Source organism: Pseudonocardia sp. MH-G8 (assembly GCF_002262885.1).
Taxonomy (GTDB): Bacteria; Actinomycetota; Actinomycetes; order Mycobacteriales; family Pseudonocardiaceae; genus Pseudonocardia.
In genome coordinates, this window is sequence record NZ_NKYF01000011.1 from 14,642 (window position 1) to 36,936 (window position 22,295).

The window sequence follows — 22,295 nt, forward strand, 5'->3', positions numbered from 1 at the left end:
ACATACATTGGACACGAGGTACCGGATCGCCACCATCCCCGGCGACGGCATCGGCAGCGAGGTCGTGCCCGCCGCCGTGGAGGTCCTCGAGCGCGCCGGGAGCCACTTCGGGATCCGGCTCGAGTGGACCGAACTCGAGTGGTCGTGCGAGTACTACGCCCGCACCGGGCGGATGATGCCCGAGGACGGGCTCGACGTCCTGCGCGAGCACGACCAGATCTTCCTCGGCGCCGTCGGTTACCCGGGGGTGCCCGACCACGTCTCCCTGTGGGGGCTGCTCATCCCGATCCGCCGGACCTTCCGCCAGTACGTCAACCTCCGGCCCGTCACCCTCCTGCCCGGCATCGAGAGCCCGCTGCGTGCGGTGCCCGCGGGTGGCCTCGACTTCGTCGTCGTCCGGGAGAACAACGAGGGCGAGTACTCCGAGGTCGGCGGCCGCATCTCCCGCGGCACCCCGGACGAGGCGGCGATGCAGCAGGCGGTCTTCACCCGCCGCGGGGTCGAAAGGGTGATGCGCTACGCCTTCGACCTCGCCCGGAGCCGGAAGGGCCGGCTCGCCTCGGCGACGAAGTCCAACGGGATCATCCACTCGATGCCGTTCTGGGACGAGATCTTCCGCGAGCTCGGCGCCGCGCACCCCGACGTGAAGACGAGCGAGTACCACATCGACGCCCTCGCGGCCCTGTTCGTCCTCGACCCCACCCGGTTCGACGTGGTCGTCGCCTCGAACCTCTTCGGAGACATCCTCACCGACCTCGGGGCGGCGATCATCGGCAGCATCGGGTTCGCGCCGTCGGCCAACCTCAACCCCGAGCGCGAGTTCCCGTCGATGTTTGAGCCCGTCCACGGCTCCGCCCCCGACATCGCCGGCACCGGGCGGGCCAACCCGATCGGCCAGGTCTGGGCCGGGGCGATGATGCTCGAGCACCTCGGCCACGCCGACGCCGCCGCCGCGGTGATCGGCGCGGTCTCCCACGTCCTCGCCGAGACCGGGGTGCGTACCCGCGACCTGGGCGGGACCGCGTCGACCCAGGAGATGACCGCCGAACTCCTCAAGGCCCTCGATCAGGAGGTGGCGGCCCGATGAAGATCGTCGATATCCGCGAGCGGACGTTCCCGATCAGCTCCCCCATCCGCAACGCCTACATCGACTTCAGCCGCATGACGCTCAGCCTCGTCGCCGTCGTCACCGACGTCGTCCGGGACGGCAGGCCGGTGGTCGGGTTCGGGTTCAACTCCAACGGCCGCTACGGCCAGGGCGCGATGATGCGCGAGCGCTTCATCCCGCGGGTGCTGGAGGCCGACCCGTCGGCCCTGCTCGACGACACCGGCGCCAACCTCGACCCCGCCGCCGTGTGGGCGGCGATGATGACCAACGAGAAGCCCGGCGGGCACGGCGAGCGCTCCGTCGCCGTCGGCACGATCGACATGGCGTTGTGGGACGCCGTCGCGAAGATCGAGGGCAAGCCCCTGTTCCAGCTGCTCGCGCAGCGGTACGGCAACGGTGAGCCCGACCGGCGGATCTTCGTCTACGCCGCGGGCGGGTACTACTACCCGGGCCAGGACCTCACGGCGCTGCAGGACGAGATGCGCAGCTACACCGACCGCGGGTACACGGTCGTGAAGCAGAAGATCGGTGGCGCCGACCTCGACGGTGACCGGCGGCGGATCGAGGCCGTCCTCGACGTGCTGGGGCCCGGCCAGCGTCTCGCCGTGGACGCCAACGGCCGGTTCGACCGGGACACCGCCCTGCGCTACGCCGAGGCGCTCGCCCCGTACGACCTGTTCTGGTACGAGGAGCCGGGCGACCCGCTCGACTTCGAGCTCCAGGCCGAGGTCGCCGCCGCCTACGCCCCGCCGCTCGCGACGGGAGAGGACCTGTTCTCGATGCAGGACGCCCGCAACCTCGTCCGCTACGGCGGGCTGCGGCGGGACAAGGACTGGCTGCAGTTCGACTGCGCGCTGAGCTACGGGCTCGTCGAGTACCTGCGCACCCTCGACATGCTCCGGGAGAACGACTGGTCGCCGACCCGCTGCATCCCCCACGGCGGGCACCAGATGTCGCTCAACATCGCCGCGGGCCTGGGCCTGGGTGGGAACGAGTCCTACCCGGACCTCTTCCAGCCCTTCGGCGGCTTCCCCGACGGCGTCACGGTCGAGGACGGGTACATCACGATGCCGGACCTGCCGGGCCTCGGGTTCGAGGGCAAGGCGGACCTGTACGCGCTCATGGCCGAGCTGGCCGGCTGAACCCGTTCACCAGTGCCTCGCCGTCGTGGGGCGGTGACGATCGGGCGGCGCGGAAGCGGGTGTAGGCGGGCACCAGGTCGCGCGGGTTGCCACCCGAGTACTGGTAGAGCGCGATGCTGGTGGCGAGGTGCCCGAAGCGCTCCTGCAGCTTCACGCCGATGTCGGCCGGCTCGCCCACCACGGCGAAGGCGTCGAGGACGGTGTCGTCGACGAGTGCGGGCATCTCCGCCCACCGCCCCTGCGCGGCGAGCTGCTGCATCTCGTCACGCACCGCGCCGAGGCCCTCGGCCTCCAGGATCCCCGCGTAGGTCGGGATCGCCGCGTACTTGGCGATCTGCTCGGCCGCGAACCTCCTCGAGGCGACGAACTCCTCCTCGGTGGCCCCGGAGACCACGATCGGGGTCACGTGCAGGGTGAACCCGGCCATCGTCTTCCCCGCCGCCGCGCGTCCCCGCCGCAGCAGGGGCAGCGCGGTCTGCTCCAGGTAGCGGCGGGTGGCGATGGTGTGGGCGAGGTAGCCGTCGGCCACCTCGCCGGCCACCTGTGTCATCCGCTCGCCGACCCCCGCCAGCATGATCGGCGGGTTGCCGAACGGGTTGGGGCCGGGATCGAAGAACGAGTCCATCAGCGTGTGCCGGTAGAACTCTCCGCGGAAACGCAGCCGCTCCCCTGTCTCGAACGCCCGCCAGATCGCCTGGACGGCCAGCACGAACTCGCGCATCCGGGCCGCCGGACGGGACCACGGCATCCCGAAGCGGCGCGTGATGTGGGTCTTCATCTGGGAGCCGAGCCCGAGGCCGAACCGTCCGCCCGACAGCAACTGCAGGTCGTTCGCCGCCACCGCGACCGTCATCGGGTTGCGGGCGAAGGCGACCGCGAGACCGGTATTGACGCTCACCCGGCTGGTGCGGGCGGCGGCCACGGCGAGCCCGACGAACGGGTCGTGCTTGGTCTCGGCCATCCAGACCGAGTCGATGCCGAGCTCCTCCACCTCGGTCGCCACCGTGGCCAGCGCGGTCGGGGAGATCGCGACCGTGTGGTAGCCGAGTGCGAGCGCGTCCGGGTGCGGGGCCATCGCCGTCATGGCGTCGATGACAGCACGCAGCGGCGGGTGGCGACCATGTCACCAATGGGCCATGCCCTCTTCCATCGCCGCTCCACCGCCCTTCCAAGCCGCTCTGTCAGCGTCGGCGGGAGTATCAGGAAGGAGCGGTCATGACCGAGGCCTTGAGAACACCCGTCCCCGTCCCCGCAGCACCGCGCCACCTGCGGGAGGTGCCGCTGCCCGGTGACGACGAGCCCACGACGCGCTCGCGCACCGCCGAACTGCACGACCTGCGCGCCGCTGCCCGGTCCGGACCTGGCGCGCGGGCCACCGAGGCGCAGCACGCCCGCGGCAAGCTGACGGTTCACGAGCGCATCGAGGAGCTGCTCGACCCGGGCTCGTTCGTCGAGCTGGAAGGGCTGCGGCGGCACCGGGCGAGCGGGTTCGGCATGGAGGACAAGCGCCCGCACGGCGACGGGATCGTCACGGGCTGGGGCACGATCGAGGGTCGCAAGGTCTTCGTGCACGGCAGCGACTTCCGCGTGTTCGGCGGCTCGCTCGGCGAGGCGCACGCCGCGAAGATTCACAAGATCCTGGACCTGGCCGAGGCCGCGGGCGCGCCCGTGATCAGCCTCAACGACGGCGCAGGCGCCCGGATCCAGGAAGGCGTGACCGGGCTCGCGGGCTACGGCGGGATCTTCCAGCGCAACGTGCGCGCGTCCGGTGTGATCCCGCAGATCAGCGTGATGCTCGGGCCGTGCGCGGGCGGGGCCGTGTACTCCCCCGCGCTCACCGACTTCGTGTTCATGGTGCGCGGCACCTCGCAGATGTTCCTGACCGGCCCGGACGTCGTGCAGGCCGTCACCGGGGAGAAAGTCACGCACGAGGAGCTCGGCGGGGCCGACGTGCATTCGCGCGGCTCGGGCGTGGCAACGTTCGCCTACGACGACGAACGCAGCTGCCTCGCCGACGCACGCCACCTCGTGACGCTGCTGCCGTCGAACAACCAGCAGCTGCCGCCGTCCGCGCCGACCGCGGACCCGGTCGACCGGGACTGCGAGGCGCTGCTCGACATCGTGCCCGCCGATCCGACCCGGCCCTACGACATGCGCGAGGTCGTCGAGGAGATCGTCGACGACGGCGACTACCTCGAGCTGCACGAGCACTGGGCGCAGAACATCATCTGCGCGCTCGCCCGGATCGGCGGGCGCGTGGTCGGGATCGTCGCCAACCAGCCGTTGGTGTTCGCCGGCGTGCTCGACATCGACGCGTCCGAGAAGGCCGCGAGGTTCGTGCAGACTTGCGACGCGTTCAACATTCCCCTGGTCACCCTCGTGGACGTGCCCGGGTTCCTGCCCGGCACGGATCAGGAACACCGCGGCGCGATCCGGCACGGCGCGAAGCTGCTCTACGCCTACTGCGCGGCCACGGTGCCGCGGTTGCAGGTGATCCTGCGCAAGGCGTACGGGGGCTCTTACATCGTGATGGACTCGCGCTCGATCGGCGCCGACCTGTCGTTCGCCTGGCCGATCAACGAGATCGCTGTGATGGGCGCGGAGGGTGCGGCCAACGTGATCTTCCGCAAGGCGATCGCGGCCTCCGACGACCCGGCCCGGACCCGGGTGGAGAAGATCGCGGAGTACCGGGAGCAGCTGATGCACCCCTACTACGCCGCCGAGCGCGGGCTGGTGGACGACGTGATCGACCCCCGGAGGACCCGCGCACTGCTCGCCGACGCCGTGCAGACCCTGCAGGCGAAGCAGACGCCGCTGGCCTACCGCAAGCACGGCAACCCGCCGGTGTGAGCGGGATGGCCGGGAGCGAGGGCCGCGCGGACGTGGTGGTGCTGCGCGGCCGGCCCGACGACGTCGAGCTGGCGGCCCTGGTCGCCGTGCTCGCCGCGCTGCGGAACTCCGGCGCGCCGGTGGAGGAGCTCCCGCCGCCGCCCGCCCCCTGGACCCGCCCGGCCCGATACCGCGGCGCCGGCGCGTGGAACGCCCGCTGACCGAGGAGCCGATCAGCGGGCGTGCGGGGGTGGCTCTCCCGGCTGCCGTCAGGACGCCACGACGAAGCGCGACCTGTCCGAGGTCAGCACCTCCTGCTGCACCCGGCGCAGGTCCACCGACGGCTCCAGGCCCAGCTCGCGGTCGAGCAGGCGGCGCACGGCCCCGTAGGCCGCCAGGGCGTCGCTGCGCCGGCCGCTGCGGTGCAAAGCGTCGATCAGGCGGGCGTGGAACCACTCGTTGAGCGGGTGCGCGGCGACGAGCCCGCGCAGCTCCGGCACGAGCTGGCGGTGCCGCCCGATGGCCATGTCGGCCTCGATGCGCAGCTCGAGAGCGCGCACGCGCAGCTCCTCCAGGTGCTCCACGTGGCGGGTCAGCACCGGGCCGGCCTCGATCCCGGCGAGCGCGGAGCCCCGCCACGTGCCCAGGGCGGCGCGCAGCACGGTGGCGGCCTCGGCCGGCTGCTCGCGCCGCAGCAGCGTGTGGCCGTGCTCGGTGGCGCGCATGAACTGGTCGGCGTCGAACAGACCGGGCAGGTGCGAGAGGCGGTAACCGGTGGGCTCGGTGCGGAGCGCGCCCGCTCCCTCCTCGGTGGCGGCGAGCGCCTTGCGCAGGTGGTAGACGTGGGTGCGGATGGTGGTCACGGCGGTGCGCGGGGGCCGCTCGTCCCACAGCTCCTCCGTGAGGGTCCGCACGCTCACGACCTCGCCCGCGCGCAGGAGCAGCAGCGCGAGCACCTTGCCGATCTTCGGCCCGCGCGGCGTGCGGTCGACGTCGCCGTCGCGCACGGCCAGTGGTCCCAGTACGTGATAGGTCGTCATTCCCGCCACTCCCGCTGATCCCGGCCGCTACCCACGTCAAGGGGTCTACCGGGGCCGGCGGGCGCCCCACAACGCCGCTACCCACGAAGTGCCACCGGGTGCGCCCATCGACCGTCCCCCCTGCTCCGGAAGGAGAAGGGTGCGCGGGCGGGCGGGTCCGTAGCGTCCGGTGGAGAAGTCGTGAGAAGCCACCGGACGAAGGAGCATGCCATGCGGGTGGGGCCCACGTTCGCGAGCCGGCTCGCACCGGTGTCGGACCCCTACGAGGTCGGCCGCGAGGCGATCCGGGCGTTCGCGGCGGCCGTCGGCGAACCCGACCCGGTGTACCGCGACCCGGACGCGGCGCGCGCCCAGGGGCACCCCGACGTGATCGCACCGCCGACGTTCGTCGTCTCCCTGACGATGCGCAGCGAGGTGCAGGCGGCCGCCGACGCCTTCGGCGACATCGACATCGCCGACGTCCTGCACCGGGACCAGTCCGTCGTCTACTCGCGCCCGGTGCGGGCCGGGGACCGGCTCGTCGTGACGAGCGGGGTCTCCTCCCGGGAGGTCGACGGGCGCCGGTTGCTCGCCCTCGAATCCGACGTGCGCACGACCGACGGCGAGCACGTGTGCACGACGAACAGCGCTGTGGTCTACAGCGGGCCGGTGACCCGGTGACCGCCGCCGTCGGGGCGTCCACCCGCCCCTCGTACGCCGACGTCGAGGTGGGGACCGAGCTGCCCGAGTACGTACAGGTGGTGGTCCGCCAGGACCTGGTGCGCTACGCGGCCGCGTCCGGCGACCTCAACACGATCCACTGGGACGAAGCCGCGGCCCGCGCGGCCGGACTGCCGGACGTGATCGCTCACGGCATGTACACGATGGGGGTGGCGGGCGCCGCGCTCACCGCGTGGGCCGGTGGCGGCGCCGTGCGCTCGTTCCGCACCCGGTTCGCCCGCCCGGTGCCCGTGCCGCGCGGCGAGGAGGGCACCAGGATCGTCGTCACCGGCCGGGTCGCCGAGTTGCTCGCGACGCCGGCCGTACGCGTCGAGCTGGACGTGCGCTGCGGCGGCGTCAAGGTGCTGGCGCGCACCGCCGCGATCGTCGAGCTCGCCCCATGACGATCGTCCGGCCGCGCCCCGTGGCGGCCCCGCTGGTGCGCCTGGTGGTGCTGCACCACGCGGGCGGCTCTCACCTGCCGTTCCGCCGGTGGTCCCGGCTGCTGCCCGCGGGCTGGGAGGCGTGCCTGCTGGACGCGCCGGGCCGCGGGTACGCCGCGGACGTGCCGCCCCTGCGCACGATGCCGCGGCTCGTGGAGCACCTCGTGGCCGAGCTCGCCCCGCTCACCGACCGCCCGTACGCGATGTTCGGGCACAGCATGGGTGCGGTCGTCGGGTTCGCGCTCTGCACGGAGCTGCAGGCCCGCGGCCTCCCGCTGCCGGTCTGGTTCGGGGCGTCCGCTCATCCCGGTCCGCGCGCACCCGGACGGGACCGCACGCCGGCCCTGCACCGCCTCGCCCCGGGCACCCTGCGCACGGTCCTGCACCGCATCGGCGGCCTGCCCGCCGGCATGCTGCACGACGACGATCTGTGGTCCCGGATCGAGCCGCTGCTGCGCGCCGACCTGGAGGTCGCCGAGAGCTGGCGGCCCACGTCGGTCGACGTGCTCCCCGTGGCGCTCACCGCGTTCTGCGGACGGGACGACCCGGTGGCGCGCCCGGGGGCGATGCGGCGGTGGGCCGTGCACACCGAGCGATTCGGGGGCGTGCGGGAGTTCCCCGGCGACCACTTCTACGTGCAGAGCGCCCGGGACGACGTGGTGGCCGCGGTCGTCGCCGACGTGCGCGCGGCCACCACCGGCTCAGGCCGAGCGTGGATCGTCGGAGCCGCGCAGCGACGGGGCGTGGATGAGGCCCGCGGCCGCGGCCCGGTTCACCGCATCGATGCGCGAGACCGCACCCAACTTCTCGAACGCGTTGCGCAGGTGCCGCTTCACCGTGGCCTCGGTGATCGAGAGCCGGGTGGCGATCTGGCGGTTGCTGAACGCGGCCGCCACGAGCACGAGGATCTGCCGCTCCCGGGGTGAGATGAGCCTCGACGTGCTCCGCTCGGCCATCAGCGACCCGTGCGTCACGGACATGACGAGACGGCGCCCACCGCCCGACTCCAGGGCGCCGCGGATGGCCGCCGTCAGCGCCTGCCGCCCGATCGACTTGTGCAGGTACCCGGCCACCCCGCACTCGACCATGTCCCGCACGAGCTGCGGGGCGTCGTGCATCGTCAGCATGATCACCCGCGAGCCGGGCGACACCCCACGGATGCCGCGAACGGTCTCGGTCGGCACGTTGTGCGGCATCTCCACGTCCAGGAGCACGACGTCCGGGCGCAGCCGGCCGGCCAGCTCGACGGCCTCGGCGCCCTCGCAGGCCTCTCCGACGACCTCGAAGTCCGACTCGAACCCCAGCAGCTCACGCATCGCCTCGCGCAGCAGCGTGTGGTCGTCCGCGAGCAGGATGCGCACGGTCCTGGGTTCTCGGAACGCGGTCAACTGGCACTCCCGGTGAGGTCGACGTGCAGGTCCACCCGGGTGCCCCGGGGCCGGGTCGCGGTGATCTCGAGCGTGCCGCCGAGAGCCTGCGCCCGCTCCCGCATCACGGCCAACCCGCCGCCGCGCCCGGTCCTCGGCCGGGTGCCCAACCCGACGCCGTCGTCGTCGACGCTCGCCCGCACGGCCTGCGGTGTGATGTCCACGACCGCGGTGACCTGCTCCGCGCAGGCGTGGGTGTACGCGTTGCGCAGTGCCTCGCGGAGCACGGCGAACACCTCGTCGCGCACGCGCGGCGCGAGCGACTCCTCGTCACCGCGCACCACGACGGTGGTGCGGGCCCCGAGCACGTTCGCCCTGGACGCGAACTCCTGGATGTCGACCTCGAGCCCCGTGACCCAGCTGCGGTCCTGCAGCTGGGACACCAGTCGCCGCGTGCACTGCTGGAGCTCCTCGAGCGTGCGACGCGCATCCGACACCCGATCGGCGGAGGTGGGCTCGCCACGCGCTGCCGCGACAGCGAACAGGTCCAGCTGGTAGAGCGCGAGGGCGACGCCGCTGCCGACCCAGTCGTGCACCTCGCGGGCCAGGTCCCGGCGCTCGTCGACACCGGCGGTCCACCCGTCGGCGGACGGGACGCTCTCGTCCTTCAGCGCCCGGTGCAGTGCCTCCGCACCTGCGGCAAGCACGCGCACGCGTTCGGGGTGGTCGTCGACGGCGACCGCGAACTCGGCCATGAGCGCGGCGAACAGGAGCTCGCCGGAGGCATGGCCTCGGGTCCGGACGGTCGTGGCGCATCCGACGAACGCGGCGACCAGACGGCCGTGCAACCCGTCGAGCTGTCCGGGTTCCACGAGGTGGCACAGGTGCTCGTCGAGCCGGTCGAAGACCCGCTCGAGCAGCGGCGGCACCCTCGCGGCACGGGAACCGGCGGCTCTTCCCAGCCGGCTCGAGGTACATGTCATTGTCATCTGCTGCCCCCCTATGGATCCGCATCCCGAGGTCGTGCCGGACAGCCCCTCCCCCGAAGGGGGCATCCCGACCTCAAGAAAAGATCCTGTGTTCATCTCTGCGTAGCCCTACGGAAACGTACGTCTCCTGTGGAAATCCGCTCACTGTGACGAACTCGTACTCTGAGCATCCATCAGGCCATTACGCTGGCTATCAGTCATTTCGACCAGATCGGGGAATCGTGATGACGTTGCATGGCCGCAAGGCCGAGCGTGAGGCGATGCGGGAGCTCGTGGAGGCGGCACGGAACGGGTCGGGAGGTGCCCTGCTCGTCACGGGTCCGCCCGGTGCCGGCCGCTCGAGCCTCCTCGCGGAGGCCGCCGAGGACGCGTCGGCCGACATGTCCGTGCTGCGCGCGGACGGCGTCCCGGGCGAGAGCGACCTGCCGTTCAGCGGCCTGGCGCAGCTGCTGGCCCCGGTCCTGGCGGAGTTGGAGCACCTCCCGGCCCCGCAGGCCGCCGCCCTGGGCAACGCGGTCGGTCTGGGTGCGGGGCCGACGCCCACGCTGCCCGTCGGGGCCGCCGTGACCGCGGTGCTCGGCCGCACCGCGACCCGGCGCCCGCTGCTGCTCGTCGTGGACGACCTGCAACTGCTGGACCGCGCGTCCGTCGCAGCGCTCCGGTACGCCGCCCGCAGGCTCGTGGCCCTGCCCGTGGCCGCGCTCCTGAGCGCGGAGAGCCCACCGAAAGCGGCGCTCGCCGAAGCCGGTCTCCGCCGGCTCGCCCTCCGCGGTCTGGACGAGGACGCGGCTGCCGCACTGCTCGCCGACCACGGCTGGGCACCACCTTCGCCCGTCCGCGCGGCCGCGATCGCGGCCACCGGCGGCAATCCGCATGCGCTGATCCAACTGGCCCGCGCGGCATCACCCGCCGACCGGATCGAGGACCTCGCGGGCCGCGTCTCGGTGCCGCTCGGCGACCGGCAGCGCGCCGCATTCCTCCGGCAGGTGGCCGGACTCCCCGCGCCCACCCGCGCCTTCCTCGTCGTCGCCGCCGCGGCCGGGGAGGACGGTCCCATCAGCGCCGTGTTCGACGCCGCGCGCGGTCTCGGCCTCGGCGCCGACGCCCTCGCCCCGGCCGAGCGGGCGGGCGCGGTGGCGGTCCGACCCACCCGCATCGCGTTCCGGCACCCGCTCCTGCGAGCGGCGATCTACCAGGACGCCCCGTACCTCGAGCGGCTGGCCGCGCACGGCGCCCTCGCCGCCGCCATCGACCCGCACGACGCGGACACCGCCACCCGCCACCGTGCCATCGCCGCCCAGGGCCCGGACGAAGCGCTGGCCCGGGCGCTGGAACGGATCGCGCTCGCTCATCCGGCGAGTGCCACGGAGGCCGCGGTGATGCACTGGGCGGCCCGGCTCAGCGCCTGCGGCCTGCCGCGCCTGCAGCGCACCACGGCTGCAGCGCTCGCGGCGTGGCGCTCCGGGCAGATCGATTTCGCCCGCGAGCTGTCGGCCCGGCTGTCCACGGTCAGCGAGCCGCAGACCGAGGCGCGGCTCGCCCGGCTCCGCGGGCTGCTCGAGATCACCGGTGGCGACCCGGTCACCGCGTTCACCCGCCTCGAGCGGGTCGCAGGCGATCTGCTGCCCTCCACGCCGGTCGACGCCGCACTGCTGCTCGTGCTCGCCGTGGCCGCGGCCCTCGACGCCGGGGAGCTCGGCGGCGGGCGCCGGGCCGCCGCGACCGTCGCCCGGCTGGGCGGGCCTGCCGGCCGGATCGGTGAACGCCTCGGGCTCGCCCTCGACGGGCGGCTTCCCGCGGACACGGCCGAACCGGCCCAGATGATGGCGGACATGCCGGCCGAGCTGAGCGAGCACTCCGGCATGCGGGAGGTGCTGGTGATGGCGCTCGGCGCGCTCGGCCCGCACCCGGTGCTCACCCGGGAGTTCGGGGTGTCGGTCTGCGCGTGGCAGCGCGGCGCCGGCATGTTCGGCACGCTCACGATGAACCTCCTCTGGCTCGCCGATGTCGACATCCACCTCGGCCACTACGACGAGGCGGCGGCGTCCGCCGAGGAGGTACTGCAGTTCACCCGCGACACCGGCCAGCAAGCGGGGTCTGCGCTCGCGCTCGCCCACCTGGCCCGGATCGCCGCGATCCGCGGCGACCACGCCGCGTGCCGGACGCTGGCCGCACAGTCGCTCACGACCGGGACAGCCACGAGGGCACGGGCGGCGGCCGCCCACGCGAGCTGGGCCGTCGCACTCGCCGCGCTCGCCGAGGGCGACCCGCGCGAGGCTTTCGACCGGCTCCTGCTGCTCACCGAACCGGGCACCCCGTTCTGCCACGAGCTGATCGCGCGCCTGGCCGCCTCGGACCTCGTCGAGGCCGCCGTGCGCGCCGAGCAGCTCGGGCCGGCGCGGCGGATCACGGCGGAGTTCACGGACTGGGCCCTGCGGTCCACGCTGCCGTGGGCGGAATCGCACATGTACCGGTGCCAGGCGCTCGTCGTCGACGACGACGAGGAGGCCCACCGGCTGTTCTCGCTCGCCGGGAAGGCCGCGTCCGGCGGTCACCGGCCCTTCGACCTGGCCCGCACGGCGCTCCTGCGCGGCGAGGCCCTGCGCCGGGACCGGCGCAGGGCCGAGGCCCGCCCACCGCTGCGGCTCGCGGTGGAGCTGTTCGACGGGCAAGGCGCCCGGCGCTGGGCCGAGATCGCGCGCTCCCAGCTGCGCGGGGCCGGTGGCCTGGGTGCATCACCGCGCGACGACCGCCCCGTCGCCACCCTCCTCACCGCTCAGGAGCTGCAGGTGGCGCGGCTGGCCGCCGACGGCCTGTCCAACAAGGAGATCGCCGCGCTGCTGTTCATCAGCCCGCGCACGGTGGGTTACCACCTGTACAAGCTGTTCCCGAAGCTCGGCATCTCCACCCGCTCCCAGCTGCGCAACGTCGAGTTCGACGATGTGGAGGACGCCGATGCGGCCAACGCCTGAGAGCTGGGTGCGCCGCCTCAGCAGCGCACCACCATCGCTCCCGCCCCGCCGTCCTCACCCACCGAGGTGAGCAGGGCGACCCGGTTCCCGCCACCCGTCGCGAGCAGGGCCGCGAGCTGCAGGGCACCGCTCGCGCTGTACGCCTCGCCCACGGCCGGCAGCACGTCGAGGGTCGGCGGTAGCACACCCAGCTCGGTCCCGAGCGCCCTGCGTTCCATCCGGGCGAGTCGGGTGTGCGCGGTGGCGCCCGGCACCACGACGTCGATGTCGGCCGCGGTCAGCCCGCTGCGCGCCACGGCGGCCGCGATGGTGCGCCGCAGCCCGCCGTACAGGCCGGGGCCCGCGCCGCCGAAGTAGCCGACCTCGCAGCCCAGCAGCTCGGCGACCGGGGTGCCACCCCCAGCGGGAGCCACCACGAAGAATGCAGCGCCCTCGCCGAGCGGGGCATCCGGTGCGAGCAGCCCGGTGAGGTGCCACGCCCACGCCGTGCGGGCCGTGACCTCCTCCACCGCACCGACGAGCAGCCGGTCGGCCCGGCCGCTGCTCAGCGCGGTGCGCGCGTACCGCACGGCGAGCAACCACGACAGCGCACCACCGGAGACGGCGGCGTTCACGCCCAGCAGCCCGTGCCGGATCGCGATCTGCCCGCTGCAGGCGTTCATCACCGTGTTCGGGAACGTCGCCGGATTCACCATGTACGGCTTCTCGTGCACGATCGTGTCACGCCCGACGTCGGTGGCCGTCGCGATGCTGCCTGCGGTGGTGCCGACCACCACGCCGGTACGGTCGAGCCGGGCCCCGCCGAGACCACCGGGCAGGCCTGCGATGGCCTGGTCCGCGGCGAGCAGCCCGAGCTGGGTGAGCCGGTCGAGGTTGCGGGTGCCCTTGCGGCCGAGCAGCGCCGCCCGGTCGAACCGCGCGACGGTGCGGACCGAGCGGGCCGGGTGCTCGGCGGCGTCCGGGTCGACGGGCTCGTCGTGCGGCGCGGACGTGCCGGCGAGCACGTCGCGCAGCGGGCCTGCGCCGAACCCGGCCGCCGACACCACTCCGGTCGCGGTGATCACCAGCGGGGCCACCTCGGGGAGGTCGGTCGGCGCGGACGTCGCGGTCACCGCGGTCATGACGCCCGCCCGAACATCGTGATGGCGTTGTTGCCGCCGAAGGCGAACCCGTGGTTCTGCACGACCGACGGTGTGGCCGCGCGGGCCACCCCCGGCACCGGGTCGACGCCCGCGCCGAGCGCGGGGTCGAGCGTGCGCAGGTTGGCCGTCGGCGGCAGGAATCCCTCCTCGAGGGCCTTGCAGCAGATGGCCGCGCCGAACCCGCTCGCCGCGCCCATCGTGTGCCCGATCATCGACTTGATCGAGCTGATCGGCGGCAGCCGGTCCGGGAACACCTGACGCATGGCCGCGACCTCGGTGGCGTCGTTCGTGGGGGTGCCGGTGCCATGCGCGCACACGTAGTCGACCTGCTCGGGCGCCACCCCGGCCGAGGCCTGCGCGAGCCGGATGCACGCCGCGATGCTGTCGGCGTCGGGGTTGACCATGTGCCTGGCGTCGCAGTTCGCGCCGTACCCCAGCAGCTCGGCGTAGATCCGCGCACCGCGGGCCTGCGCCACGTCGTAGGGCTCGAGCAGCAGCGCCACACCGCCCTCACCTGTGAGGATGCCGGAACGATCGACGTCGAAGGGGCGGCAGACGTCCGTGGCGAGCGCCCCGAGCTGCAGGAAACCGGCGTGCGTCGACCGGTTCACCGCGTCGGCCCCACCGGCCACCATCAGGTCCGCCTCACCGGACACGATCAGGTCGTAGGCGTAGCCGAGCGCGAAGTTGCTCGCGGAGCACGCCGACGGCACGGTCTGCGCCGGACCGGTGAGCCCCAGCTCGTGGTTCACGGCGGTGGCGATCCGGTTCGCCGGCACCTTCGTGACGAGGTCGGCGTCGATGTTCTTGAGCCCGTCGGCGACCCACTGGTCGGTGAGCTGCTGGATCACCGGCGCTTCGCCGCACGTCGTGCCCATCACGGTCCCGGCGCGCCGGTCTGCGAGCGACGCGGGGTCGAGGCCCCCGTCCTGCACGGCGAGCCTGCCCGCCGCCGCGGCGAAGACGGCGCTCGGGCCCCAGTGATCGGGCTCGACCCGCTCGAGGACGTCGCGCGGCTCGAAGCCGCGCACCTCGCAGGCCAGCGTGGCCGGGAAGCCCGTCGTGTCGAAGGAGGTGATCTCCGACGACCCCACCCGCCCCTCCCTGATCGCGGAGGTGAAGGCGTCGATGCCGATCCCCACGCAGCTCACGGTGCCCAGTCCGGTCACCGCCACCCTGCGCCGCTCATGCACGACCGGTCACCTCCTGCACCGGCGCGCCGTCGTAGGTGTCGAGGAGACCGAAGACGGCCTCCAGGTTGATCATCTTCATGAGCTCGGTCTTGGGGATCATGATCCCCAGCTCCTTCTCGACCCGCGCCACCACCGCGATGAGGGCCAGCGAGTCGGCGTCGTAGTCGTCCACGAAATGGCCGGTGAGCGTGAACTCGGACGCCTCCAGCTCCAGCTCCTGCGCGATGATCTCGAGGGCCTTCTCCTGCACCGGGCCGGTCGTGACCGCATTCTCGCTCATCCTGCTACCCCTTCGTCCCGACGGGTTGACGAGCGAAATCGTGGGAGTGCACCACGCACCGGCGCAAGAACGCGGCGCCAAGGACGTAACCGGCGGTGCGCATTTCGACGCATGCCCCGGCCGAATCGACGCCCCTTTCATTCCCGTTCCACGCCACGCTGCGAACGTCCGGTCGGATGTGCCAGTCGAAGAGGAGGAGCACGGAGCATGAGCGTGCAGCCCACGACCGCCCAGCTCACCTACGACCGCACGATCGCCCGGCAGATGGTGCACCGGGCCGCCGTCGCCGAGGTGTTCGTGACCGACGCACTGCAGATCGCCGAGAAGCAGGTACGGGTGGCCGTGCAGCTCCCCCCGAGCCACGGCTACTTCGGCGACCACACCGGCGGGCAGCTCGACCCGCTGCTCCTGCTCGAGGGGGCCCGCCAGGCCGGGATCTACGGCGGGCACCTCGTCGCGATCCCGCTGACCGACACGATGCTGATCAGCGAGTCGACGCTCGTGATCACCCGCCCCGACCTGATCGCCGCCGCCGAGCGGCCGATCCGGCTCGTCATCACCGGCACGTACGGGACGCGCAAGCCCGGCGGGCGCAGGTCGCGCTCCGGGCACGTGCTGCAGGAGTTCGAGCTCGACGGCGCCCTCGTCGGCACCCACCGGCTGGACGTGCTCGTGATGACCCGCGAGCAGCACGCGGCAGTGCGTGCCATCGTCCGCGAGGGGCCCGCCCCGACGACGGCCGAGATGCCCGACGCCGCCCACCGGCAGGCCGTGGCACCCGCGTCCGTGGGGCGCAGCAACCCGGCCAACGTGGTGCTGGCGCAGCACGCGTGCGGGCCGGACGGCCACCGCGCACTGGTGGCACCGCGGTTCGGCAACCGCAGCCTGTTCGACCACGTCTACGACCACCTGCCGGGAGCGGTGCTCACCGAGGCCGCCCGGCAGCTGGCGTTGCTCGCCGTCGGCCGGCCCGACACCGAGGTGGTGGCGATCACCGCCCGGTTCCCGCGGTTCGCGGAGCTGGACCGGCCCACCGTCGCCACCACGCCGGCCACCGGACCGGCGACGACGGAGATCCCCGTCAGCTTCACCCAGGACGGCACCGAGGTCACGAGCATCACGATCACGGTGCGACAGCAGCAGCCCCGACAAGGAGGAGTGCGATGACCGTCCGCGCCGTGTGGACCGACTTCGGAGGGGTGCTCACCCCGCCGATCGAGCACACGCTGATGGCCTTCTGCCGCAGGCACCGGCTCGACCCGGTCGACGTCGGCGCGGCCGCGGCGACCGTGACCGCCCGCTACGGCACCGACGACGTGATGCTCCCGCTGGACACGCCGCTCGTCAGCGAGCAGGAGTGGCTGCGCGAGATCGCCGACGAGCTCGGCATGGCCGAGGCGCCCACGACGATGGCCGACTCCTGGTTCGACGGGCGCGAGACCAACCACGCCTGGCTGGCGCGGCTCGATGCGCTCCGCGCGAGCGGCGTGTTCGTCGGGATGCTCTCCAACATGGTCCCCGCCTGGGACACCCACTGGCGCCGGATGGTCGGCCCCGGCCACTTCGACGGCGTGGTGCTGTCGTTCCAGGTGGGGATGCGCAAGCCGAGCCCGGAGATCTTCGCGCTGGCGCTGGAGCGCTCCGGCACCCGCCCGGACGAGACGGTCTTCGTCGACGACCTCGCCGGCAACTGCGCGGGCGCCCGCGCGGCCGGCTGGACCGCCATCCACTTCACCGACACGGCCGCAGCGGTCGCCGAGCTCGACACCCTCGTCCCGCACACCCTGCAGAAGGAGCCGACATGACCCGTTCTGTCCTCGTCACCGGCGGCAACCGCGGCATCGGCCTCGCGATCGCCAGAGCGTTCGCCGACGACGGCGACAAGGTGGCCATCACCCACCGCACCGGGGAACCGCCCGCCGGGCTGTTCGGTGTGCGCTGCGACGTGACCGACTCGGCGTCGGTGCAGCGCGCGGTCGCCGAGGTCGCCGCCCAACAGGGCCCGGTGCAGGTACTGGTGAACAACGCCGGCATCACCAAGGACGGCCTCTTCCTGGGCATGGACGAGGAGGAGTTCGTGTCCGTGGTCGACACCAACTTCCTCGGCGCCATGCGCGTGACCAAGGCCGTGGTGCCCGACATGGTGAGGGCCCGCTGGGGCCGGATCATCTTCATCGGCTCGGCCGTGGGCATGTGGGGCAGCCCGGGGGTCTCCAACTACGCCGCGTCCAAGTCGGCGCTCGTCGGGCTGGCCCGCTCGCTGGCGTGGGAGCTGGGCAAGCGCAACATCACGGTCAACGTCGTGACGCCCGGCCTGATCGAGACCGAGCTCGTCGCGCACGTCGGCGAGGCGCCCCGCGCCCACGCGATGGCCAACACCGCCATGCGTCGCCCGGGCCGGCTCGAGGAGCTCCCGCCGGCCGTCCAGTTCCTGGCCGGCGAGGGCGCCAGCTACGTCACCGGCGCGCTGCTCCCGGTGAGCGGCGGCGCGGCGATGGGCCACTGACAGAGCAGACGAACAGGGCCCGGCGGGATATCCCGCCGGGCCCTGTTGCTGTCCGGATCGCAGTCGGTGGACCGGCGGCGGCGTGAGGGGGTGACGCCGCCGCCGGCCCGGCCCCGGCCCCGATCGGATCGGGGCCGGGAGTCCGCTTCCGTCAGTCGACCGAGGCCGGCACCCGGCCCGCGCGGTGCCGGTCCACCTCACCGGCGGCGGGCGGCGGGCCGTCGTGCGACTCCGGCACGCCCCAACGCCGCCACCAGCGGGCCAGTGGCGCGGGGGCCCACCAGGCCCGGTCCCCCAGCAGCCGCATCGTGGCCGGCACGAGCAGTCCGCGGACGATCGTGGCGTCGACGACGACGGCGATCACCAGGCCGACGCCCACCATCATCATGAACGTGATGTTCGAGAGCACGAACCCGCCGACCACCACCACGAACAGCAGTGCGGCGCTGCTGATGATCCGGGCGGACTGCTGGATGCCGATCGCCACCGACTCGACCGGATCGCCGGTGGCCTGCCAGCTCTCCCGGATGCGGGAGAGCGTGAACACCTGGTAGTCCATGGCCAGCCCGAAAATGATCACGAGGATCAGCATCGGCATGTTGGCGTCCATGAAGCCCTCCGGCACGAAGCCGAGGACGCCGGACAGGAAGCCGAACTGGAAGATCAGCGCGATCGTGCCGAAGGCCGCTGACAGCGAGAGCACGTTGAGCAACAGCGACTGCAGCGGGATCAGCACCGACCCGAACGCCATGAAGAGCACGACGAACGAGATCACCGAGATGTAGAGCGCGAGCCAGGGCAGCCGCTCTCCGAGCATCGACAGCATGTCGACCAACGACACCGGGTAGTTGGTGAAGCGGACGGTCGCACCCTCCGGGGGCGCCTCCGCACGGAGTCCCGCGACCATCGCGGCGGCCTCGTCGGACTGCGGGTCCATGCCGTAGCCGAGGGTGAGCCGGGCGAGGTCCCCCTCGGTGCCGGTGATCGCTGCCCCGTCCACGCCGGGCACCTGGTCGAGCCGGGACGCGAACTCCTCGAGCGCCGCGGTGGACTGCGGGCCGTCGGCGGGCCCCGGCAGCTGCACCACGGCCGTGACGACGGCGGTGGGGTCGCGGACGAACTCGTTGTCGAGCATGTCGTCGACGACGCGGCTGTCGGTGCCGGCGGGCAGCACCCAGTCCGACGGGCGACCCCACTGCGCGCCCAGCAGCGGCGTGCCGGCCGCGAGCAACAGCAGGGTGAGGCCGACGGTGACGGCCACCGGCCGTCGCATGATCGCCTTGGCCGTGCGGTACCAACGGCCCTCGTGCACGGGAACCGTCTCGGCGTCGCGGCGGCCGAACCGCGGCAGCGGCAGGCGCAGCGCGTTGATCCGCGGCCCGGCGAACCGGAGCAGTGCCGGGAGCAGCAGCAGCACCGCGACCACGCCGAACAGCACCACGCTGACGATCGCGAAGGCCATCGAGAGCAGGAAGCGCGACGGGAAGATCACGAGCCCGATCAGGGTGAGGGCGATGGCGACACCGGAGAAGGTGACCGTGCGGCCCGCGGAGCCCATCGTGCGTTCCACGGCCTCGTCGACCGTGCGGCCCGCGGCGAGTTCCTCGCGGAAGCGGTTGACGACCAGCAGGCCGTAGTCGATCGCGAGGCCGAGCCCCAGCAACGTGACGACGTTGATCGAGAACGTGGACACCGGGTAGAACATCCCGACCACCCGCAGCACGGCGAGCGAGCCGACGGCCACGACCGTGCCCACCACGAGCGGGATCGCCGCGGCCACCAGGCTGCGGAAGATGATCACGAGGAGGACCAGCAGGATCGGGATCGAGACCATCTCGGCGCGCACGAGGTCCTGCCCGGTGAGCGCGTTGACCTGCTCGTTGACCGGCACCAGCCCGCCGTAGCGCACCTCGTAGCCCTCCACCGCGAGCCGATCCTCGATCGTCTCCTGGTACAGGACGACGTTCTCCTCCTCCGTGGGCCCCGCGAGCTGGATCGCCACGTACGTGGACCGCTGGTCGGCCGAGACGAAGTCGGGAGATCCGGTGGTCCAGTACGTCTCCAGCCGCGTGTAGGACGAGGCTGGCACGCGCGACGCGGACTCGGTGACCGCGGCCTCGAAGGCCGGGTCGTCCACGGTGGAGTCCGGACTGGTGTACATGACAACGACATCGGTGGCGTAGCGGCCGAGCGGGCCGGCGAGGATCTCGTTGGCTTCGGCCGACTCACTGTTCGGGTCGTCGAAGCCGGCTCCTCCGCCGAAGGCACCGAAGGCGCCCGCCCCCCAAATTCCCGCCAGTGCGACGAACAGGATGGTGCCGACCACCACCGTCCATCGCCGCCGTGCGGCCGTCCTGCCGAGTGCGGCGAACATGACTACTCCCTCGACTGCGGATAGTGGATCGTTGTGCTATCGGTATAGATGCTATCCATACCGACCGGACCCCGGCAACGGGGCCGGAGGGGATGAATCGGACAGCTCAGAACAGCGCCATCGCCCGGACAGGCGCACCGAACCCGCCGCGCAGCTTGGGCACACCGAGCACCAGGGTGGCGCCTGCGTCGGGAACCTCGTCGAGATTCGCCAACGCCTCCAGCCCATAGCGCCCCGTGGTGAGGAGCATGCGATGGACCAGCGGGAAGAGCCGACTGCTGTGGTCGAGGCTGATCGTGTCGGTGCCGAACCCGACGACCGAGCGCTGCGTGACGAGGAAGTCGGCCGCCTCCGGGCTCACGCCGGGAAAGCTCAGCGTTTCCGCTGCGACGTCCAGGTTGAGGAAGGCGGGCGTGTCGACGCGGCGGTACCAGGAGGCGTCGGCCGCCACGAACGCGCCTCGGGGCAGGCGCCCGTTGCGCCGCTCCCACGCCTCGATGTCGGCCACGGTCAGCTCGGTGGTGTTGTCCCGGTCGGCCCGGTCGGCGTACCGCACCACCGCGAGCGGCGCGATGAAGTTCTCCAGCGGCAGCTGGTCGACGGTGACCGCACCGTTCTGCGCGTGCGCCGGCACGTCGATGTGGGTGCCCGTGTGCTCGTTGAACCGCCACTCGTTGGTGTTGAAGCCGTGCTCGTCCAGGTTGCGCCACTGCCGCACCTCGGGCGGCCGGACGAACACCTCGAACACCGGGAAATCGGGGCTGAGCGGGTGGGTCAGGTCGACCACCCGGTCGAATCCGATCGTCCGGCGCGCGGCGGCAGGCGTGACGGGCTGGGTGACGACGGGCTGGGCGGCGGCCGCGGCGGGCACCACCGCGGCGCCGGCGAGCCCGAGCATCCCGCCCAGCGCGGCCCGCAGCATCCGCCGGCGGCCGATCCCGCCCAGGCTCGGCGCCTCGGGCACGTCGGCGTCGGCCCGCAGGACAGCGGCGCCGGGCGACGGGCCTGCGGGCCCGCCGTGGTCGGCGTCGGTGCGATCGGCGCTACCGGTGTGACCGATGTGGTCGCAGCCGCATCCCGGGCCCGTGTCGGCGCCATCGAGCGCGGCGAGGATCGTGTTCGGTGAGCACATGTCCGTCCCCCTCTGCGGACGCGCCGACCCTCAGGCCGGCACCATCCCGCGGTCGCGGTACCAGGCGGCGGTGGCGCGCATGGTGTCGTCCAGGTCGCGGAAGCCGATCCCGAGCTCCCTGGTGGCCCGGCCCCCATCGATGTGTCGGCGATGGCCCTCGATCAGGGCCAGAACGCCCTGGCGCGTGGCGGCGGGCGGCAGGCCACGTCTGCGGGCGCGCCGCTCCATCAGGCCGATCACGGCCAGCGCGACCCGCGGGGGCACCGGGCGCGGCGGCGCCACCCCGACCGCCCGCGCGGCGGCCGCGGCGACCTGTGGCAGCGGCCGCTTGACGCCGGCCACGATGTAGCGGCCGTTCCCTGCGACGGCGGCTCGCACGCAGGCCTGCGCGACGTCCCGGGCGTCCACGACGTGGTTGGCGGCGGCGGGCACCCGCGGCATCCGGCCTTCGGCGATCGCGAGGAACAGCCTCCCTGCCGACGTCGGGCCGGCGTCGCCCGGGCCCCACATCCACCCCGGCAGCACGGTGGACACGCGCATCCGGCGAACGGAGTCCCGGAACTCGGCGACCACCTGCTCGGAATCGATCTTGCTGAGGTAGTAGCGGTTCTCGGTCGCGCTCCGGTCCAGGGGTGTCGACTCGGTGGCCGGGCGGCCCGGGCCCGACGGCCCGAGCACCCCGATGGAGCTGACGTGCACGGCGGACGAGAGCCCGGCCCACTCCGCGGCACGCAACAGCACGCCGACCGCACCGACGTTCGTCCGGTGCAGCAGGGCGGGGTCCGCACCGGGCTCGTAGTACTCGCGGAAGTAGGCAGCGGTGTGCACGAGGGCCTCGGCTCCGGCGAACACCCCCGCCTCGACCAGCGCAGCCACGTCGGTGACGTCGCCGTGCACGATGTGCAGATCCGGCGAGCGCGGCAGCAGGGTGGCGGCGCGAGCGGGGTCACGCACGACCGCCACCACCTCGCCGCCGCCGTCGAGCAAGGTGCGCACGACGTTGCTGCCGAGCAGTCCTGAGGCACCGGTCACCACCGTGCGACGCGGGACAGCTGCTTCCGTTGCGGTCATCGAACTCC

At 73.0% G+C, this 22,295-nt stretch carries 20 protein-coding genes and 1 pseudogene; 11 read left to right on the top strand and 10 right to left on the bottom strand.

Features of this window, described 5'->3' with window-relative positions:
• Window positions 1-7: 7 nt before the first annotated feature.
• Window positions 8-1,087 (top strand): tartrate dehydrogenase, encoded by a 1,080-nt coding sequence (locus CFP66_RS23900; RefSeq protein ID WP_094927389.1) that lies wholly within the window; start codon window positions 8-10, stop codon window positions 1,085-1,087.
• Window positions 1,084-2,250, top strand: coding sequence for a mandelate racemase/muconate lactonizing enzyme family protein (locus CFP66_RS23905; RefSeq protein WP_094927390.1), 1,167 nt, complete (start codon window positions 1,084-1,086; stop codon window positions 2,248-2,250). Before CFP66_RS23900 ends, CFP66_RS23905 begins: the two co-directional genes overlap by 4 nt.
• Here the strand turns inward: CFP66_RS23905 and CFP66_RS23910 are convergent.
• Window positions 2,228-3,334, bottom strand: coding sequence for a TIGR03617 family F420-dependent LLM class oxidoreductase (locus CFP66_RS23910; RefSeq protein WP_094927391.1), 1,107 nt, complete (start codon window positions 3,332-3,334; stop codon window positions 2,228-2,230). The two genes, CFP66_RS23905 and CFP66_RS23910, sit on opposite strands and share 23 nt — an antisense overlap.
• A 131-nt stretch (window positions 3,335-3,465) precedes the next feature.
• Here CFP66_RS23910 and CFP66_RS23915 point away from each other — a divergent pair, with 131 nt between their 5' ends.
• Together CFP66_RS23915 and CFP66_RS23920 are read left to right on the top strand one after the other, a co-directional pair.
• On the top strand, window positions 3,466-5,100 hold the full coding sequence (locus tag CFP66_RS23915) for an acyl-CoA carboxylase subunit beta (protein ID WP_094927392.1): 1,635 nt from the start codon (window positions 3,466-3,468) through the stop codon (window positions 5,098-5,100).
• Between the two features lie 5 nt (window positions 5,101-5,105).
• Window positions 5,106-5,300, top strand: a complete 195-nt coding sequence (locus CFP66_RS23920) for an acyl-CoA carboxylase epsilon subunit (protein ID WP_094927393.1) — start codon at window positions 5,106-5,108, stop codon at window positions 5,298-5,300.
• A 48-nt stretch (window positions 5,301-5,348) separates the two neighbouring features.
• On the opposite strand, the gene CFP66_RS23925 is transcribed toward CFP66_RS23920, so the two are convergent.
• A complete protein-coding gene (locus CFP66_RS23925) occupies window positions 5,349-6,119 on the bottom strand; it encodes a BTAD domain-containing putative transcriptional regulator (protein WP_094927394.1) in 771 nt (256 codons plus the stop codon).
• 210 nt (window positions 6,120-6,329) lie between these two features.
• Between CFP66_RS23925 and CFP66_RS23930 the strand changes: the two genes are divergently transcribed.
• From CFP66_RS23930 to CFP66_RS49315, 3 genes and pseudogenes are all read left to right on the top strand, one after another.
• Window positions 6,330-6,779, top strand: coding sequence for a MaoC family dehydratase N-terminal domain-containing protein (locus CFP66_RS23930; RefSeq protein WP_094927395.1), 450 nt, complete (start codon window positions 6,330-6,332; stop codon window positions 6,777-6,779).
• The gene (locus CFP66_RS23935; RefSeq protein ID WP_094927396.1) at window positions 6,776-7,222 is read left to right on the top strand and encodes a MaoC/PaaZ C-terminal domain-containing protein; all 447 of its coding nucleotides are present in this window, start codon (window positions 6,776-6,778) and stop codon (window positions 7,220-7,222) included. The genes CFP66_RS23930 and CFP66_RS23935 overlap by 4 nt, the downstream gene beginning before the upstream one ends.
• Window positions 7,219-7,911, top strand: a pseudogene (locus tag CFP66_RS49315) (thioesterase II family protein); the annotation flags it as partial. The gene CFP66_RS23935 and the pseudogene CFP66_RS49315, both read left to right, overlap by 4 nt.
• 51 nt (window positions 7,912-7,962) lie before the next feature.
• Here CFP66_RS49315 and CFP66_RS23945 read toward each other — a convergent pair.
• Window positions 7,963-8,649 carry a response regulator transcription factor gene (locus CFP66_RS23945; RefSeq protein ID WP_094927397.1) on the bottom strand — a complete coding sequence of 229 codons (687 nt, stop codon included), beginning with the start codon at window positions 8,647-8,649 and terminating at the stop codon, window positions 7,963-7,965.
• Window positions 8,646-9,557: a sensor histidine kinase gene (locus CFP66_RS23950; RefSeq protein ID WP_158228188.1), complete on the bottom strand. Its 912-nt coding sequence runs from the start codon at window positions 9,555-9,557 to the stop codon at window positions 8,646-8,648. Before CFP66_RS23950 ends, CFP66_RS23945 begins: the two co-directional genes overlap by 4 nt.
• A gap of 284 nt (window positions 9,558-9,841) precedes the next feature.
• Between CFP66_RS23950 and CFP66_RS23955 the strand changes: the two genes are divergently transcribed.
• Window positions 9,842-12,589: an AAA family ATPase gene (locus tag CFP66_RS23955; RefSeq protein WP_158228189.1), complete on the top strand. Its 2,748-nt coding sequence runs from the start codon at window positions 9,842-9,844 to the stop codon at window positions 12,587-12,589.
• Window positions 12,590-12,606: 17 nt separating this feature from the next.
• Here the strand turns inward: CFP66_RS23955 and CFP66_RS23960 are convergent, their stop codons facing one another.
• Genes CFP66_RS23960 through CFP66_RS23970 form a run of 3 tightly spaced genes read right to left on the bottom strand, consistent with a single transcriptional unit; the run spans window position 12,607 to window position 15,204 of the window.
• Window positions 12,607-13,710: a beta-ketoacyl synthase N-terminal-like domain-containing protein gene (locus CFP66_RS23960; protein ID WP_094927399.1), complete on the bottom strand. Its 1,104-nt coding sequence runs from the start codon at window positions 13,708-13,710 to the stop codon at window positions 12,607-12,609.
• Window positions 13,707-14,924 carry a beta-ketoacyl synthase gene (locus CFP66_RS23965; RefSeq protein ID WP_094927400.1) on the bottom strand — a complete coding sequence of 406 codons (1,218 nt, stop codon included), beginning with the start codon at window positions 14,922-14,924 and terminating at the stop codon, window positions 13,707-13,709. Before CFP66_RS23965 ends, CFP66_RS23960 begins: the two co-directional genes overlap by 4 nt.
• The gene (locus CFP66_RS23970) at window positions 14,917-15,204 is read right to left on the bottom strand and encodes an acyl carrier protein (protein WP_094927549.1); all 288 of its coding nucleotides are present in this window, start codon (window positions 15,202-15,204) and stop codon (window positions 14,917-14,919) included. Before CFP66_RS23970 ends, CFP66_RS23965 begins: the two co-directional genes overlap by 8 nt.
• A 207-nt stretch (window positions 15,205-15,411) precedes the next feature.
• Between CFP66_RS23970 and CFP66_RS23975 the strand changes: the two genes are divergently transcribed.
• From CFP66_RS23975 to CFP66_RS23985, 3 genes are read left to right on the top strand one after another with little or no spacing between them, the layout of a single operon-like run.
• Window positions 15,412-16,371 (top strand): AfsA-related hotdog domain-containing protein, encoded by a 960-nt coding sequence (locus CFP66_RS23975; protein WP_158228190.1) that lies wholly within the window; start codon window positions 15,412-15,414, stop codon window positions 16,369-16,371.
• Window positions 16,368-17,009 carry an HAD family phosphatase gene (locus CFP66_RS23980; protein WP_094927402.1) on the top strand — a complete coding sequence of 214 codons (642 nt, stop codon included), beginning with the start codon at window positions 16,368-16,370 and terminating at the stop codon, window positions 17,007-17,009. Before CFP66_RS23975 ends, CFP66_RS23980 begins: the two co-directional genes overlap by 4 nt.
• Window positions 17,006-17,710 carry an SDR family NAD(P)-dependent oxidoreductase gene (locus tag CFP66_RS23985; protein WP_094927403.1) on the top strand — a complete coding sequence of 235 codons (705 nt, stop codon included), beginning with the start codon at window positions 17,006-17,008 and terminating at the stop codon, window positions 17,708-17,710. Before CFP66_RS23980 ends, CFP66_RS23985 begins: the two co-directional genes overlap by 4 nt.
• Window positions 17,711-17,861: 151 nt before the next feature.
• On the opposite strand, the gene CFP66_RS23990 is transcribed toward CFP66_RS23985, so the two are convergent.
• The 3 genes from CFP66_RS23990 to CFP66_RS24000 form a co-directional block, all read right to left on the bottom strand.
• Window positions 17,862-20,084 (bottom strand): MMPL family transporter, encoded by a 2,223-nt coding sequence (locus tag CFP66_RS23990; RefSeq protein ID WP_094927404.1) that lies wholly within the window; start codon window positions 20,082-20,084, stop codon window positions 17,862-17,864.
• Between the two features lie 106 nt (window positions 20,085-20,190).
• Window positions 20,191-21,216: a cyclase family protein gene (locus tag CFP66_RS23995; protein WP_094927405.1), complete on the bottom strand. Its 1,026-nt coding sequence runs from the start codon at window positions 21,214-21,216 to the stop codon at window positions 20,191-20,193.
• Between the two features lie 30 nt (window positions 21,217-21,246).
• A complete protein-coding gene (locus CFP66_RS24000; RefSeq protein WP_094927406.1) occupies window positions 21,247-22,287 on the bottom strand; it encodes an NAD-dependent epimerase/dehydratase family protein in 1,041 nt (346 codons plus the stop codon).
• Window positions 22,288-22,295: the final 8 nt, after the last annotated feature.